This is a genomic window from Pseudomonas sp. QC2 (assembly GCF_002859085.1).
GTDB lineage: Bacteria > Pseudomonadota > Gammaproteobacteria > Pseudomonadales > Pseudomonadaceae > Aquipseudomonas > Aquipseudomonas petroselini.
On sequence record NZ_PKKS01000023.1, the window covers coordinates 169045 to 184279 of the forward strand.

Here is a 15235-nt window from a genome sequence, read left to right on the forward strand (position 1 = left end):
AACGATGAATCCGAACGCTGAGTACTCCGCGGTCAATGACGCTGTGCGTGGGCAATTCTTTCGCCGAACCTGGGCGATGATCACGCCTTATTGGCGAAGTGAAGAGAAGGGCAAAGCCTGGTTGCTGTTGGCCGCGGTGATCGGCCTGTCGCTGTTCAGCGTGGCAATTTCCGTATGGCTCAACCACTGGTACAAGGACTTCTACAACGCCCTGGAAAAAAAGGACACCGCCGCCTTCTGGCAACAGATCGGCTATTTTTGCGCGATCGCAGCGGTGGCTATTCTCGGCGCGGTATACCGCCTTTACCTGACTCAGATGCTGACCATTCGCTGGCGGGCGTGGCTCACCGAAAAGCATTTTGCGCGCTGGCTTGGCAACAAAAACTACTACCAGTTGGAGCAGGGCGGCTACACCGATAACCCGGACCAACGTATCTCCGAAGACCTCAATAGTTTTACCTCGAACACGCTGAGTCTAGGTCTTGGGCTGCTGCGCAATGTGGTCAGCCTGGTGTCGTTTTCCGTCATCCTGTGGGGCGTGTCGGGCAGCATTGACGTGTTCGGTATCACCATCCCCGGCTACATGTTCTGGTGTGCATTGGTCTACGCCGGCGTGGGCAGTTGGTTGACCCACCTGATCGGTCGCCGGTTGATCGGCTTGAGCAACCAACAACAACGTTTCGAAGCGGACCTGCGTTTCTCCATGGTGCGGGTGCGGGAGAATGCCGAGAGCATCGCCTTGTACAACGGCGAGGCTAACGAAAACCAGCGCTTGAGCACGCGATTCGGCAAGGTCTGGCATAACTTCTGGGACATCATGAAGGTGTCCAAGCGCCTGACATTCTTCACCGCCGGCTATGAACAGATTGCGATTGTGTTTGCCTTTGTGGTCGCCGCGCCCCGCTACTTTGCCGGGAAGATCGAGCTGGGTGAGCTGATGCAAATCAACTCGGCGTTTGGCAACGTGCAAGGCAACTTCAGCTGGTTTATCAGCGCTTATGCCGACCTGGCCGGTTGGCGGGCGACCAGCGACCGTCTCTTGAGCTTTCAGCAGGCCATGGATGAAAACGAGCAACGCCCGGCCGCCATTGAGGTGCACGCGGAAGGCGAACGCCTGGTGGTGCAAGGGTTGGGCATGAACCTGGCCGATGGCCGCCACCTGCTCACCGACGCCAACATGATCGTCGAGCCGGGTCAGCGCGTCATGCTCAGCGGCCGTTCCGGCAGCGGCAAAAGTACCTTGCTGCGCGCCATGGGCCATCTCTGGCCTGCGGGTCACGGCAGCATTCGCCTGCCGGCCAAGCGTTACCTGTTCCTGCCACAGAAGCCCTACTTGCCGATTGGCACGTTGAAGGCGGTGTTGAGTTATCCACAGGACGACAGCGTCTACTCGGCAGAACGTTATGCACAGGTCCTGGAAACTTGCCGCCTGCCGCACCTGGTGGGGCGCCTGGATGAAGCCAATCACTGGCAGCGCATGCTCTCGCCGGGTGAGCAGCAACGCCTGGCCTTTGCCCGCGCGTTGTTGTTCGCACCGCAATGGCTGTATATGGACGAAGCCACGTCAGCGATGGATGAAGAGGACGAGGCGACGCTGTACCAGGCGCTGATTGATGAGCTGCCGGGTCTGAGCATCGTCAGCGTGGGTCATCGCAGCAGCCTCAAACGCTTCCATGGGCGGCATGTGCGGATCGAGGGTGGCTGGTTGCAGGAGCAACCACTGGCTTAAGGTCGCGTGCAGCCAGTGTGGGAGCACGCCCACACTGGATCTACCCTGTTCTGGAGAGCGAGCGTGCATAAAAAAGCCCGGCTGATCATCGATCAACCGGGCTTTTTAATTGCCTGAAGAGGACTTACTTCTTCAAGCCGTAATGCTCATCCAGCATACCTGGGGCGTTCGGCGTCTTTGGCGCGTAGTCCCGTGGTGGCTCCTGGTTTTCCCGTGGCGGGGTCAGGCGTTCCCGTGGGGTTTGCGGTGCATCGGAATGCAACGCGGCCAGCAGACGCTGACGGGTGATGTCGTCGAGGGCCAGGCGGTTAGCGCCATCGGCGAGGTGATCCTGTACTTCCTGGTAGCTCTGGGTGAGCTTCTTGACCAGGGTCGCGGTGCTGTTGAAGTGGGTAACAACCTCGTTCTGATAACTGTCAAAACGTTCCTGAATGTCATCCAGCTGACGCTGCGTGCGGTTAGGCGCGGCATTCGGCAGCAAGCGAGCAACCAGGAATCCAATGGCGACACCGGCAACCAGGGCAAGAGTCGGCAACAACCAAACTAAGAGCGAGTGTTCCACGAGTCCTTCCTCTATAAACGGCTTTGCTTTACGTTAACGGCTCGGACCTGCGCTGTATACCGCGATTAAGCTCGCAATGATGCCATGCACAGACTTTTAGCTAGACGAGTCGACCCTTTGAGAGGTCACGGAGTTCATTCCTTGCTCATGCGTGAAACCCCCGTTTTGATCGATGGCCCGGTAGGCCAATTGGAAGCCCTGTACCTGGATCACCCCGAGCCACGTGGCCTGGCGCTGATCTGCCACCCTAACCCGGTGCAGGGTGGGACCATGCTCAATAAAGTTGTATCGACCCTGCAACGTACCGCCCGCGATGCCGGTTTGATTACCTTGCGTTTCAATTACCGTGGCGTCGGCGCCAGTGCCGGCACGCACGATATGAGCACCGGTGAAGTGGACGATGCCGAAGCGGTCGCCACGTGGCTGCGGGAAAAACACCCTGATCTGCCGATCACCCTGCTTGGGTTTTCCTTCGGCGGCTACGTGGCTGCCAGCCTTGGCGGGCGCCTGGAAGCCAAGGGTGAAAAACTCGCGCACCTGTTCATGGTCGCCGCTGCGGTGATGCGCCTGCGCGATACCGACACACTTCCCCAAGGCTGCCCACTGACCTTGATCCAACCGGAAACCGACGAAGTGGTCGACCCGCAACTGGTCTACGATTGGTCCGCCGCCCTGAAACGCCCCCATGAGCTGCTGAAAGTGGCAGAATGCGGACACTTTTTTCACGGCAAGCTGACCGATCTCAAGGATCTGGTGCTGCCGCGTCTCTCGAATTGATAGCAGTCTGATAAGCGATTACCCATGACGACTCGTACCCGTATCCTCACCGGCATCACCACCACCGGCACGCCGCACCTGGGCAACTACGCCGGTGCGATCCGCCCGGCAATCCTGGCCAGCCAGGACGCGAATGCCGACTCGTTCTACTTCCTGGCCGACTACCACGCCCTGATCAAATGCGATGACCCGCAGCGTATCCAGCGCTCGCGTATGGAAATCGCCGCGACCTGGCTGGCCGGTGGCCTGGATGTGAACCGGGTGACGTTCTATCGGCAGTCGGACATCCCGGAAATCCCCGAGCTGACCTGGCTGCTGACCTGCGTGGCCGCCAAGGGCCTGCTCAACCGCGCCCACGCCTACAAAGCCTCGGTGGACAAGAACGTGGAAACCGGCGAAGACCCGGATGCGGGCATCACCATGGGCCTGTACAGCTACCCGGTGCTCATGGCGGCGGACATCCTGATGTTCAACGCGCACAAAGTGCCGGTGGGTCGCGACCAGATCCAACACGTGGAAATGGCCCGTGACATTGGCCAGCGCTTCAACCACCTGTTCGGCAACGGCAAAGAATTCTTCACCATGCCCGAGGCGTTGATCGAAGAAAGCGTCGCCACCTTGCCGGGCCTGGATGGCCGCAAGATGTCGAAGAGCTACGACAACACCATCCCGTTGTTCACCAGCGCCAAGGACATGAAGGACGCCATCTCGCGGATCGTTACCGACTCCCGCGCGCCTGGCGAAGCCAAGGACCCAGACAATTCGCACCTGTTCACCCTGTACCAGGCGTTTGCCAGCAAGGCCCAGGAAGAAGAGTTCCGCGCCGAGCTGCTGCAAGGGCTGGGTTGGGGCGAGGCGAAAAGCCGTCTGTTCCAGCTGCTGGATGGCCAACTGGGCGAAGCCCGTGAGCGCTACCATCAACTGATGTCACGCCCATCGGACATGGAAGACCTGCTGCTGGTCGGTGCCAAGAAGGCCCGTGCCGTGGCGGCACCGTTCCTGGCTGAACTGCGCGAAGCGGTGGGCCTGCGTTCGTTCGTCAACCAGGCTGCGGCGCCGGTTGCGGCCAAGAAGAAAGCGGCGAAAGCTGCACGGTTCGTGAGCTTTCGCGAAGACGATGGCAGCTTCCGCTTCCGCCTGCTGGCGGCGGATGGTGAGCAACTGCTGCTGTCGCGCCACTTTGCCGATGGCAAGGCGGCGGGCGTGGTGACCAAGCAGCTGCAGAGCGGTGACGCTTTGGACGTACGCACTGAGGCCCTGGGCTTCAGCGTATGGCTGGACGGTTCCGCCGTGGCAGACAGCGCCGAGTTCGCCGACGAAGCATCCCGTGATGCCGCCATCGAAGCCTTGCGCGTTGCGTTGACCCCCCTCGAGGATTAACCCGACCAAGGGTTGATTGCCATTATCCAGGGCCGTCGTTACAGTGACGGCCCGTTTTTGTTGCCTTGCTAACGAATTATGACGCCCCTAGAACGATATCAAGCTGATCTGAAACGCCCTGAATTCTTCCATGACGCAGCCCAGGAAACGGCGGTGCGTCATTTGCAGCGCCTGTACGACGACTTGGTCGCGGCCTCGCAGAGCAAGCCAGGCATGTTCAGCAAGCTGTTTGGCAAGAAAGACCACACGCCGGTCAAAGGCTTGTACTTCTGGGGCGGCGTCGGCCGCGGCAAGACTTACCTGGTCGACACCTTCTTTGAAGCGCTGCCGTTCAAGGAAAAGGTGCGCACGCACTTCCACCGCTTCATGAAGCGCGTGCACGAAGAGATGAAGACCCTGCCGGGCGAGAAAAACCCGCTGACCATCATCGCCAAGCGTTTCTCCGATGAAGCGCGAGTGATCTGCTTCGATGAGTTCTTCGTCTCCGACATCACCGACGCCATGATCCTCGGCACCCTGATGGAAGAACTGTTCAAGAACGGCGTGACCCTGGTCGCCACCTCGAACATCGTACCCGACGGCTTGTACAAGGACGGCCTGCAACGCGCGCGCTTCCTGCCGGCCATCGCGCTGATCAAGCAGAACACCGAGATCGTCAACGTCGACAGCGGCGTCGACTACCGCCTGCGTCACCTGGAGCAAGCGGAGCTGTTCCACTTTCCGCTGAATGAGGCGGCCCACGAAAGCCTGAAAAAGAGCTTCCGCGCCCTCACGCCGGAATGCACCCAGGCGGTGGAAAACGACAAGCTGATGATCGAGAACCGCGAAATCATCGCGCTGCGCACCTGCGATGACGTGGCCTGGTTCGAGTTCCGCCAACTGTGCGACGGCCCGCGTAGCCAGAACGACTACATCGAACTGGGCAAGATCTTCCACGCAGTGATCCTGAGCGGCGTGGAGCAGATGAGCGTTACCACCGACGACATCGCGCGACGTTTCATCAACATGGTCGACGAGTTCTACGACCGTAACGTCAAGCTGATCATCTCGGCGGAAGTCGAGCTCAAGGACCTGTACACCGGCGGCCGCCTGAACTTCGAGTTCCAGCGCACGTTGAGCCGCTTGCTGGAGATGCAGTCCCACGAGTTCCTGTCGCGTGGACACAAGCCCTAAGCACTACGCAGATCATATGTGGGGGCTTTTTGTGGTGAGCGGGCTTGTCCCGCGCTGGGCTGCGGAGCAGCCCCATTGGGTCTGCGGTGAACCCGTCGGGGGACAAGCCCCACTCACCACAACACGCCCTTTTCCACCTTTATTTCAGGCAGCCTGCTGAAACTGCTGCCGATACTGGTTAGGCGACAACTCCGTGTGCTGCCTGAACAGCCGCGCAAAGAAGCTCGCATCGTCATACCCCACCTCATAACTGATGGTCTTGATGCTCTTGCGGCTGCCCGAGAGCAAGCCCTTGGCCGTTTCGATGCGCAGGCGTTGTAAGTAGTGCAGCGGCTTATCACCGGTGGCGGTCTGGAAGCGGCGCATGAAGTTGCGGATGCTCATGCCGTGTTCCCTGGCCACGTCTTCGAAGCGGAACTTGTCGGCGAAGTGCTCTTCGAGCCAGTGCTGGATCTGCAGGATAATCACATCCTGATGCAGCTTCTGCCCGCCAAACCCAATGCGTCCAGGTGAGTAGCTGCGCTGCACCTCGTAGAGAATGTCGCGGGCCACGGCCTGGGCAATGTTGGCGCCGCAGAAACGTTCGATCAGGTAGATGTAGAGGTCGCACGCGGACGTGGTGCCGCCGGCGCAATACAGGTTGTCGGCGTCGGTGAGGTGCTTGTCCTGGTTGAGCTGCACCTTGGGGAAGCGTTCGCTGAAGGCGTTGAAGAAGCGCCAGTAGGTCGTGGCCTCCTTGCCGTCGAGCAGGCCGGCTTCGGCCAGCCAGAACACCCCGGTGGCTTCGCCGCATAACACCGCACCGCGTGCGTGCTGCTCGCGCAACCACGGCAGCACCTGCGGGTAGCGCGTGCACAAGGCGTCGAAGTCATCCCAGAAGGCCGGCAACACAATGATGTCGGCGTCTTCCAGGCCGCCATCCACCGGCATGATTACATCACTGAAGCTGCACACCGATTGCCCGTCGGGGCTGACCAGGCGTGTTTCGAATGCCGGGGTGAGGCCCAGGCCTTGTTGCTTGCCGTAGCGCAGGCTGGCGAGGTGGAAGAAATCCTTGGCTTGCATGAGGGTTGAAGCAAATACCCGATCAATGGCCAAAATGCTGACGCGCCGCAACGGCGTGGAGATTTGGTTAGACATAATTTCATTTATTCTTATAGGGGAAAGTGGTCACCAGACGGCTGGATCGTCTTATTTTTTGTCGCATGTGTCCAGTGTCCTGTGATGCCTTCGGGGCATAGTCTCTGTGGGCTCGTCTTTGTCCGACAATCCACGCAGGTGACCCATGATTCCCAGAACCTTGTTCAGTCCGGAACACGAACTCTTCCGCGAGAGCGTGCGCACCTTCCTGGAAAAAGACGCCGCGCCGTTCCACGGGCAATGGGAGAAACAGGGCTATATCGACCGCAGTCTGTGGAGCAAGGCGGGGGAGGCGGGCATGTTGTGCTCCCACCTGCCGGAAGCCTATGGCGGGCTCGGTGCGGACTTTCTGTACAGCGCGGTGGTGATCGAAGAGATCAGCCGGCTGGGCCTGACCGGCATCGGTTTTTCCCTGCACTCGGACATTGTTGCGCCGTACATCCTGCATTACGGCAGTGAGGCGCTGAAGCACAAATACCTGCCCAAGCTGATCTCCGGCGAGATGGTCACGGCCATTGCCATGACCGAGCCGGGAGCTGGTTCCGATCTGCAAGGGGTCAAGACCACGGCGGTGCTGGACGGCGATGAGTATGTGATCAATGGCTCCAAGACGTTTATCACCAACGGCTACCTGGCCGAGTTGGTGATCGTGGTGGCCAAGACCGATCCCAAGGCGGGCGCCAAGGGCACCAGCCTGTTCCTGGTAGAGGCCGACACGCCGGGCTTCGACAAGGGCAAACGCCTGGAGAAGGTGGGTATGAAGGCCCAGGACACCTCGGAGCTGTTCTTTCAGGATGTGCGAGTGCCCAAGGAAAACCTGCTGGGCCAGGCGGGGATGGGGTTTGCCTATCTGATGCAGGAGTTGCCCCAGGAGCGCCTGACGGTGGCGATCGGCGCGTTGTCATCAGCCGAGGCGGCGCTGGCGTGGACCCTGGAATACACCCGCGAGCGCAAGGCGTTCGGCAAGGCGATTGCCGACTTCCAGAACACTCGCTTCAAGTTGGCGGAGATGGCCACCGAGATTCAGATCGGTCGGGTGTTCGTGGACAAGTGCATGGCGTTGCACCTGGAGGGCAAGCTGGACGTGCCCACGGCGGCGATGGCCAAGTACTGGGCCACGGACCTGCAGTGCAAGGTGCTCGACGAATGCGTGCAGTTGCACGGCGGCTACGGCTTCATGTGGGAATACCCGATTGCGCGGGCGTGGGCGGATGCGCGGGTGCAGCGGATTTATGCGGGGACCAATGAAATCATGAAGGAGATTATTGCGCGGGCGCTTTGATTTTTTGCGGGTCTTGAGTACGTCATCGGAGGCCCCCTCCCACATTGGCATGCATTCCAAGTGTGGGAGGGGGCTTGCCCCCGATAGCGGTCTACAGGTCAATCAAGGCGCAGGATTCGGATGATCCTTCTGAATCGCCTCAATCCCTTCCAGCACTTCCTTCGACAGCTTCAGGTCAGCACTGGCGATGTTGCTGTCCAGTTGCTCCAGTGACGTTGCGCCAATAATGTTGCTGGTCACGAACGGCTGTTGTGTCACAAACGCCAATGCCATCTGCGCCGGATCCAGGCCGTGCTCGCGCGCCAGTGCCACGTAACGGCTGCACGCCGCCTCCGACTGCGGGTTGAAGTAGCGGCTGAAACGGCTGTACTCGGTCAGGCGTGCCTTGGCCGGGCGCGCGCCACCTTCGTACTTGCCGCTGAGCATGCCGAATGCCAGGGGCGAATACGCCAGCAGGCCGCATTGCTCACGAATCGCGATTTCCGCCAGGCCCACTTCAAAACTGCGGTTGAGCAGGTTGTAGGGGTTCTGGATCGACACCGCGCGTGACCAGCCACGGGCTTCGGCCAGGGCCAGGAATTTCATGGTGCCCCACGGGGTCTCGTTGGACAGGCCAATGTGGCGGATCTTGCCGGCCTTCACTTGCTCATCCAGTGCTTCGAGGGTTTCCTCAAGCGGAGTGAGGTCGTCTTCGTCCTTGTGCTTGTAGCTCAGTTGACCGAAAAAGTTGGTGCTGCGCTCCGGCCAGTGCAGCTGGTAGAGATCGATCCAGTCGGTTTGCAGGCGTTTGAGGCTGGCATCCAGGGCTTCGACGATGTGTTTGCGGTTGTGGCGCAGGTGACCATCGCGGATGTAGTCGATGGTGTTGCCGGGGCCGGCGATCTTGCTGGCGAGGATCCAGTCGGCGCGGTCGCCACGGCTTTTGAAGTAATTGCCGATATAACGTTCGGTGGTGGCATAGGTGTCGGCCTTGGGCGGCACCGGGTACATTTCCGCGGTATCGAGGAAGTTGATGCCGGCGGCCTTGGCCCGTTCGATCTGTGCGAAGGCCTCTGCCTCGCTGTTCTGCTCGCCCCAGGTCATGGTGCCCAAGGCGATCGCGCTCACGTTCAGATCGGTGCGGCCCAGCTGTCGATAATCCATCGGGTACTCCTTCGGGGAAAACAATCATAAAAGCAGGTTGAATTTTTTTTCGCAATCTGCATAATTGCCCACCTCTTTCTGCAGTGGAAGTGATGCGCCGCCTGCCGAAGAATCTTGCCGTTGAACGGACGCGCCGACCCGAGCCCCCGATAGCGTCTGTATCCGGCTGCCTTTGACTTGTCAAAGTACGCACTATTCAGTAAGATCCGCCGTCTAATTTACAGGGCGGCCCCTGAGGCTATTAAAGAATGACAACTTTTACTGCAAAACCGGAAACAGTTCAGCGCGACTGGTTTGTCGTCGACGCCGCTGGTCAGACCCTGGGTCGTCTGGCCACTGAAGTCGCCAGCCGTCTGCGTGGCAAGCACAAGCCTGAGTACACCCCTCACGTTGACACCGGTGACTACATCGTGATCATCAACGCTGAGCAGGTTCGTGTAACCGGCAACAAAGCAAGCGACAAAATGTACTACCGTCACTCCGGTTTCCCAGGCGGTATCAAGTCTTCCAATTTCGAAGGCCTGATTGCCAAGAAGCCTGAAGCCCCGATCGAAATCGCGGTCAAAGGCATGCTGCCTAAGGGCCCACTGGGTCGCGATATGTTTCGCAAGCTGAAAGTCTATGCGGGCGCTGTACACCCTCATGCTGCTCAGCAGCCCCAAGAACTGAAGTTTTAACGGAATAGTTCATTATGTCGGCGACTCAAAATTACGGCACTGGCCGTCGCAAAACCGCAACCGCACGCGTTTTCCTGCGTCCGGGCACTGGTAACATCTCGATCAACAACCGCACTCTGGACAACTTCTTCGGCCGCGAAACTGCCCGCATGGTAGTTCGTCAGCCGCTGGAACTGACCGAGACAGTTGAAAAGTTCGACATCTACGTCACCGTTATCGGTGGCGGTGTAAGTGGTCAAGCTGGCGCAATCCGCCACGGTATCACTCGCGCTCTGATGCAGTACGACGAAACCCTGCGTGGCGCTCTGCGCAAAGCTGGCTTCGTGACTCGTGATGCCCGTGAAGTTGAACGTAAGAAAGTCGGTCTGCGTAAAGCGCGTAAGCGTCCGCAGTACTCGAAGCGTTAATTCGCTTTACGTTCCACAAAAACGCCCAGCCTCCTCACGGAGCTGGGCGTTTTTTATTGCCTGCGATTTATACACAAATTTCGCCGTGACAACTTGCCACATCCGTAGACCCCCTATACTACAAGGCCTGGAGGCTGAGCCCAGGGCAATTCCCTTGTCATACGTGGGGCTTTTCATTACCATTCGGCAAAATTTTTATAAGTAAAGATTCAACACTTAGTAGACGCCTGATTTAACAGGCCAAAAAAGCTGATGGGAGAGGACTGAATGAGCAATGACGGCGTGAATGCAGGCCGGCGTCGCTTCTTGGTAGCAGCCACATCCGTGGTGGGTGCTGCAGGAGCGGTGGGGGCTGCGGTCCCGTTCGTGGGGTCATGGTTTCCCAGTGCCAAGGCGAAAGCCGCAGGTGCACCGGTGAAGGTGAATATCAGCAAGATCGAGCCAGGGCAGCAGATGATTGCTGAATGGCGCGGTCAGCCGGTCTTCATTGTTCGTCGTACCGAGGAAATCCTGGGGAATCTGAAAAAGATCGAAGGCCAGCTGTCTGACCCCAAATCTGAGAATTCCGACCAGCCCGCCTACGCCAAGAACGAAGTGCGTTCGATCAAGCCAGAGATCCTGCTGCTGGTCGGTCTTTGTACCCACCTGGGTTGCTCGCCTACCTTTCGCCCGGAAGTGGCCCCGGTCGATCTGGGCAAGGACTGGGTCGGCGGTTACTTCTGCCCCTGCCACGGCTCCCACTACGACCTCGCCGGCCGTGTCTACAAGTCCCAGCCTGCTCCGTTGAACTTGCCGGTTCCTCCGCACAACTACGAATCTGACGACATCATTGTCATTGGCCTCGACAAGGAGAACGCGTGATGAGCAAGTTCATGGATTGGGTGGATGCGCGCTTCCCCGCCACAAAAATGTGGGAAGACCATCTCAGCAAATATTACGCGCCGAAGAACTTCAACTTCTTCTACTTCTTCGGCTCCCTGGCACTGCTGGTGCTGGTCAACCAGATCGTCACCGGGGTGTGGTTGACGATGAGCTATACACCGTCGGCGGAAGAGGCGTTTGCCTCCGTCGAGTACATCATGCGTGACGTCGAGTACGGCTCGATCCTGCGCCTGCTGCACTCCACCGGCGCGTCGGCGTTCTTTATCGTCGTCTACCTGCACATGTTCCGTGGCCTGCTCTACGGCTCGTACCAGAAGCCCCGCGAGCTGGTGTGGGTGTTCGGCATGCTGATCTACCTGGCGCTGATGGCGGAAGCCTTCATGGGCTACCTGCTGCCGTGGGGCCAGATGTCGTACTGGGGCGCCCAGGTGATCATCTCGCTGTTCGGTGCGATCCCGGTGATCGGCAACGACCTGACCCAGTGGATCCGTGGTGACTACCTGATCTCCGGCATCACCCTGAACCGCTTCTTCGCCCTGCACGTGGTGGCCTTGCCAATCGTGATCCTCGGCCTGGTAGTGCTGCACATCCTTGCCCTGCACGAAGTGGGTTCCAACAACCCCGACGGCGTCGACATCAAGAAGCACAAGGACGAAAACGGCATCCCGCTGGATGGCATTCCGTTCCACCCTTACTACACCGTGAAAGACATTGTCGGCGTGGTGGTGTTCCTGTTCGTGTTCTGCTCGATCGTGTTCTTTTTCCCGGAGATGGGCGGTTATTTCCTCGAGAAGCCGAACTTCGAACAAGCCAACGCCTTCAAGACGCCTGAGCACATTGCCCCGGTCTGGTATTTCACGCCGTTCTACGCGATCTTGCGCGCAATCCCCGACAAGCTCATGGGCGTGATCGCCATGGGCGCGGCCATTGCGGTGCTGTTCGTGTTGCCTTGGCTCGACCGCAGCCCGGTCAAGTCCATGCGCTACAAAGGCTGGCTGAGCAAGATCTGGCTGTGGGTGTTCTGCATTGCGTTCGTGATCCTGGGCGTGCTGGGCGTCTTGGCGCCGACCCCGGAGCGTACGTTGTTGTCGCAGGTCTGCACCTTCCTGTACTTCGCCTACTTCATTCTGATGCCGTTCTACACCCGGCTCGAGAAGACCAAACCGGTTCCGGAAAGGGTGACTGGCTGATGAAAAAGTTATTCGTTGCATTGATGCTTGCGGCCCTGCCGCTACTGTCCTTCGCTGCCGAGCACGGCGGCCCGGAACTGGAAAAAGTCGATATCGACGTGTCTGACAAGGCGGCTATGCAAGACGGCGCGCGTACGTTCGCCAACTATTGCATGGGCTGCCACAGCGCCAAGTTCCAGCGTTACGAGCGGGTGGCCGATGACCTCGGTATCCCCCATGAAATGATGCTGGAGAAGCTGGTGTTCACCGGTGCCAAGATCGGCGACCACATGAACATCGGCATGAAGCCTGCCGACGCCAAGACCTGGTTCGGCGCAGCACCGCCTGACTTGACTCTGGTGGCACGTGTACGCGGCACCGACTGGCTCTACGGCTACCTGAAATCCTTCTACGAGGACCCGGCGCGCCCTTATGGCGTGAACAACCGTGTGTTCCCGAATGTCGGCATGCCTAACGTTCTGGTCGGCCTGCAAGGCAAGCAAGTGGTAGGATGCAAGCAGATCCAGGTCGTTGAAGACGGCAAGAAGCAATACGATCCGTTGACCGGCACACCTTTGACTCATGAAGCGTGCGATCAACTGAAGATAGAAACCCCAGGTTCGTTGACGGACGAGCAGTTCGACGAGAAGGTCAAGAACCTTGTGACCTTCCTGGCCTACTCTGCCAACCCGGTCAAACTGCAGCATCAGCGCATCGGTACGTATGTGTTGCTGTACCTGGCCTTCTTCTTCGTATTCGCCTATCTGCTCAAACGCGAATACTGGAAGGATGTGCATTGATCCAACCGTAAGCAATTGCTGTTAATCTTGCGCGCCCAGCGGCATCTCTGACTACGTAGCGGTCTGGTTCTACCAGGCGTTACAGGGATGCTCCCTGGGCGCGCTCGTTTTTGAGCTTTCGATAATTTCAACAAGCGAGGAGGACCGCCATGGGCGTGACCAACCGGTTGGCCTGTTACTCCGACCCCGCCGACCACTATTCCCACCGAGTACGCATCGTGCTCGCAGAGAAGGGTGTCAGCGCCGAGATCATCAGTGTGGAAGTGGGTCGTCATCCGCCGAAACTGATCGAAGTGAACCCTTACGGCAGCTTGCCCACCCTGGTCGATCGTGACCTGGCGTTGTGGGAGTCAACCGTGGTGATGGAATACCTGGATGAGCGTTATCCGCATCCGCCTTTGCTGCCGGTGTACCCGGTGGCGCGTGCCAACAGCCGACTGCTGATCCATCGGATCCAGCGTGACTGGTGCGGGTTGGTGGATTCGATTCTGGATTCGCGTACAAAAGAAGCTGTTCGTGTGCAGGCGCGTAAGGAATTGCGCGAAAGCCTGACCGGCGTTTCGCCGTTGTTCGCGGATAAACCTTTTTTCCTCAGTGAGGAACAAAGCTTGGTGGATTGCTGCCTATTACCGATACTCTGGCGCTTGCCGATTCTCGGTATTGAACTGCCGCGGCCGGCCAAGCCGCTGCTTGATTACATGGAGCGCCAGTTTGCGCGTGAGGCTTTCCAGGCGAGTCTGTCTGGCGTCGAACGCGATATGCGCTAAGGCTTAAGGAGCCGCTGATGAACTCCAGTCGACCCTACCTGGTCCGCGCGCTCTATGAGTGGATTGTGGACAACGATTGCACCCCGCACATGCTGGTCAATTCCGAATTTCCTGCGGTTCAGGTACCGGAGGGTTTTTCCAGTGATGGGCAGATTGTGCTGAACGTATCACCCAGTGCGGTGCGTCACCTGCACATGGACAATGAAGCGGTGAGCTTCGAAGGGCGTTTCGGCGGTGTGCCGCATACGCTGTACGTGCCGATTGGCGCCATCCTCGGCATTTATGCCCGGGAGAATGGTCAAGGCATGGTGTTCGATCTGGAGTCGCCTTTCGAGGAAGATGAAGCGATCGAAAGCGAAGCGGGTGATGATTTGCCACCACCGGATTCCGAGCCACCGCGCCCTAGCGGCCGGCCGAGCCTGAAGGTGGTGAAATGATGGGCTTGACCTTCGGGTAGGCCGAAAAAATGCCTCGACCTGTGTCGGGGCATTTTTTTGCGCGCAGGATAGGGATGAAAGTCGTGCCCGGACGGTGATCGTACAACCACCATAGGCTATGATGCGTGTTCAAGCTCAACGAGAAAGATGATTCATCATGGAAAACGCCAACACCGCCCCTCGTCTTCCCCGCAAGCGCCGCAGCCTTGCCCAGGAATTGGTCACGGTGTTGTCCGAGCAGATCCGTGACGGCCAACTCAAGCGGGGCGATAAGCTGCCCACCGAGTCGGCGATCATGGACGCCCATGGGGTCAGCCGCACGGTGGTGCGGGAGGCTATCTCACGTCTGCAGGCGGCGGGGCAGGTAGAAACCCGTCATGGCATCGGCACTTTTGTGCTCGACACGCCAAGCCCGAGCGGCTTTCGCATCGATCCGGCCACGGTCGTTACCCTGCGCGATGTGCTGGCGATTCTGGAGCTGCGGATCAGCCTGGAAGTGGAGTCCGCCGGCCTCGCCGCATTGCGCCGCAACGATGAACAATTGGCCGCCATGCGTGCGGCGCTCGATGCCCTGAATGAAAGCGCGGCCCACGCCGGCGATGCGGTGGCATCCGACTTTGCGTTCCACCTGGAAATTGCGCTGTCCACCGGCAACCGCTACTTCACCGACATCATGACCCACCTGGGCACGAGCATCATTCCGCGTACCCGCCTGAACTCGGCGCGCTTGGCCCATGACGACCAGCAGCACTACATGGGGCGCTTGAGTCGTGAGCATGAAGAGATTTACGAGGCGATTGCGCGTCAGGATTCGGATGCGGCGCGGGCGGCGATGCGGTTGCATTTGACGAATAGTCGGGAGCGGCTGCGCCATGCCCATGAAGAGGCGGAGGCGCAGCGGGGTTGATTC

Annotated in this window: 16 protein-coding genes; 13 read left to right on the forward strand and 3 right to left on the reverse strand. The window is 59.1% G+C overall.

Annotation, left to right across the window (positions count from 1 at the left end):
• Window positions 1-4: 4 nt before the first annotated feature.
• On the forward strand, window positions 5-1729 hold the full coding sequence (locus tag QCBJ_RS21505) for an ABC transporter ATP-binding protein/permease (protein WP_064054748.1): 1725 nt from the start codon (window positions 5-7) through the stop codon (window positions 1727-1729).
• A gap of 124 nt (window positions 1730-1853) precedes the next feature.
• Here the strand turns inward: QCBJ_RS21505 and QCBJ_RS21510 are convergent, their stop codons facing one another.
• Entirely contained in the window at window positions 1854-2291 is a 438-nt protein-coding gene (locus QCBJ_RS21510; RefSeq protein ID WP_003171734.1) for a YhcB family protein, read from the reverse strand.
• Window positions 2292-2438: 147 nt separating this feature from the next.
• On the opposite strand from QCBJ_RS21510, the gene QCBJ_RS21515 reads away from it, so the two are divergent.
• The 3 genes from QCBJ_RS21515 (at window position 2439) to zapE (ending at window position 5621) form a co-directional block, all read left to right on the forward strand.
• A complete protein-coding gene (locus QCBJ_RS21515) occupies window positions 2439-3068 on the forward strand; it encodes an alpha/beta hydrolase (RefSeq protein WP_012722197.1) in 630 nt (209 codons plus the stop codon).
• 24 nt (window positions 3069-3092) lie between these two features.
• Window positions 3093-4448, forward strand: a complete 1356-nt coding sequence (locus QCBJ_RS21520; RefSeq protein WP_012722198.1) for a tryptophan--tRNA ligase — start codon at window positions 3093-3095, stop codon at window positions 4446-4448.
• 78 nt (window positions 4449-4526) lie between these two features.
• Entirely contained in the window at window positions 4527-5621 is a 1095-nt protein-coding gene (gene zapE, locus QCBJ_RS21525) for a cell division protein ZapE (RefSeq protein WP_012722199.1), read from the forward strand.
• Window positions 5622-5765: 144 nt separating this feature from the next.
• On the opposite strand, the gene QCBJ_RS21530 is transcribed toward zapE, so the two are convergent.
• A complete protein-coding gene (locus QCBJ_RS21530; RefSeq protein WP_175538057.1) occupies window positions 5766-6686 on the reverse strand; it encodes a GlxA family transcriptional regulator in 921 nt (306 codons plus the stop codon).
• 220 nt (window positions 6687-6906) lie between these two features.
• Between QCBJ_RS21530 and QCBJ_RS21535 the strand changes: the two genes are divergently transcribed.
• Complete coding sequence (locus tag QCBJ_RS21535; RefSeq protein ID WP_012722201.1) at window positions 6907-8043, forward strand: acyl-CoA dehydrogenase family protein; 1137 nt, start codon at window positions 6907-6909, stop codon at window positions 8041-8043.
• Between the two features lie 102 nt (window positions 8044-8145).
• Here QCBJ_RS21535 and QCBJ_RS21540 read toward each other — a convergent pair whose 3' ends face one another.
• Window positions 8146-9186, reverse strand: a complete 1041-nt coding sequence (locus QCBJ_RS21540; RefSeq protein ID WP_064054751.1) for an NADP(H)-dependent aldo-keto reductase — start codon at window positions 9184-9186, stop codon at window positions 8146-8148.
• A 248-nt stretch (window positions 9187-9434) separates the two neighbouring features.
• On the opposite strand from QCBJ_RS21540, the gene rplM reads away from it, so the two are divergent.
• The 8 genes from rplM to QCBJ_RS21580 all read left to right on the forward strand — a co-directional run bounded on the left by rplM (window position 9435) and on the right by QCBJ_RS21580 (window position 15232).
• Window positions 9435-9863, forward strand: coding sequence for a 50S ribosomal protein L13 (gene rplM, locus QCBJ_RS21545; protein ID WP_003188508.1), 429 nt, complete (start codon window positions 9435-9437; stop codon window positions 9861-9863).
• Window positions 9864-9877: 14 nt separating this feature from the next.
• Entirely contained in the window at window positions 9878-10270 is a 393-nt protein-coding gene (rpsI, locus tag QCBJ_RS21550; protein ID WP_003171743.1) for a 30S ribosomal protein S9, read from the forward strand.
• 267 nt (window positions 10271-10537) lie between these two features.
• Window positions 10538-11131 (forward strand): ubiquinol-cytochrome c reductase iron-sulfur subunit, encoded by a 594-nt coding sequence (petA, locus tag QCBJ_RS21555; RefSeq protein WP_012722203.1) that lies wholly within the window; start codon window positions 10538-10540, stop codon window positions 11129-11131.
• Window positions 11131-12342, forward strand: coding sequence for a cytochrome bc complex cytochrome b subunit (locus QCBJ_RS21560; protein WP_003171746.1), 1212 nt, complete (start codon window positions 11131-11133; stop codon window positions 12340-12342). Before petA ends, QCBJ_RS21560 begins: the two co-directional genes overlap by 1 nt.
• The gene (locus tag QCBJ_RS21565; protein ID WP_012722205.1) at window positions 12342-13121 is read left to right on the forward strand and encodes a cytochrome c1; all 780 of its coding nucleotides are present in this window, start codon (window positions 12342-12344) and stop codon (window positions 13119-13121) included. The genes QCBJ_RS21560 and QCBJ_RS21565 overlap by 1 nt, the downstream gene beginning before the upstream one ends.
• 149 nt (window positions 13122-13270) lie before the next feature.
• A complete protein-coding gene (locus QCBJ_RS21570) occupies window positions 13271-13888 on the forward strand; it encodes a glutathione S-transferase N-terminal domain-containing protein (protein WP_012722206.1) in 618 nt (205 codons plus the stop codon).
• 17 nt (window positions 13889-13905) lie between these two features.
• Entirely contained in the window at window positions 13906-14325 is a 420-nt protein-coding gene (locus QCBJ_RS21575; protein WP_012722207.1) for a ClpXP protease specificity-enhancing factor, read from the forward strand.
• 157 nt (window positions 14326-14482) lie between these two features.
• Window positions 14483-15232 carry a FadR/GntR family transcriptional regulator gene (locus QCBJ_RS21580; RefSeq protein WP_012722208.1) on the forward strand — a complete coding sequence of 250 codons (750 nt, stop codon included), beginning with the start codon at window positions 14483-14485 and terminating at the stop codon, window positions 15230-15232.
• Window positions 15233-15235 lie beyond the last annotated feature (3 nt).